General features: G+C 58.9%; 1 pseudogene. It reads left to right on the top strand.

The features are described from left to right. Nucleotides 1-359: 359 nt before the first annotated feature. Nucleotides 360-626 (top strand): annotated as a pseudogene (locus tag PYV61_RS26355) (rhomboid family intramembrane serine protease); the annotation flags it as partial.

Raw genomic sequence — 626 nt, 5'->3', positions numbered from 1 at the left:
TGCCCAGATGCTGCTGGAAGCCGGCAACCGCAGCGCCCTGCTGCGCTTTCTGAATGCCTGGCAGCAGTATCTGCACTGGCTGCGCACTCTGCCCGAGCACAGGCCGCTGGTGCGCTGGCTGGTGGATGTGGATCCGCTCAGCATTTAAAGTCGTCTGAAGTTTAAGGTTTTTAGCTCTTTAGCCCTTTACCCATAAGCGCTGACAGCTATCAAAAAGCCAGTATGGGACGCCATGCTGGCTTTTTTTCGTCCCGCAAGACCGGAGCCGGCCGGAGCATGTCTCGGATACATTTGTAACACGCAGCCGCCACCAACGCCCCAGAGCATGAAGCGCGGCCACTTCCTCGGACAAGGCCGCCATGTTTATTGCGATTCCTCTTGAGAACAAGCCTTCCTGGCGCTCACCGCCCTGGATGACGGTGCTGCTCATCATCATCAACTGCGTGATCTTCTGGGGCTGGCAGGCGCCCGAGGAACAGGCCGTGGAAAAAGCGGCCCAGCAATATGCCCAGACCGCTTTGCCGACGCTGGAGCTGCCACCGTTTCTGGCCTATTTGGAGGAGCAATCCGCCCAGGGCAGCAAGCGCTTTGACCAGCACACGCTGCAGGCCGTGCGAAAGCTCTAT

Source organism: Roseisolibacter sp. H3M3-2 (assembly GCF_029211165.1).
Lineage (GTDB): Bacteria > Gemmatimonadota > Gemmatimonadetes > Gemmatimonadales > Gemmatimonadaceae > Roseisolibacter.
This window is presented reverse-complemented; position numbering and strand designations above follow the sequence as displayed.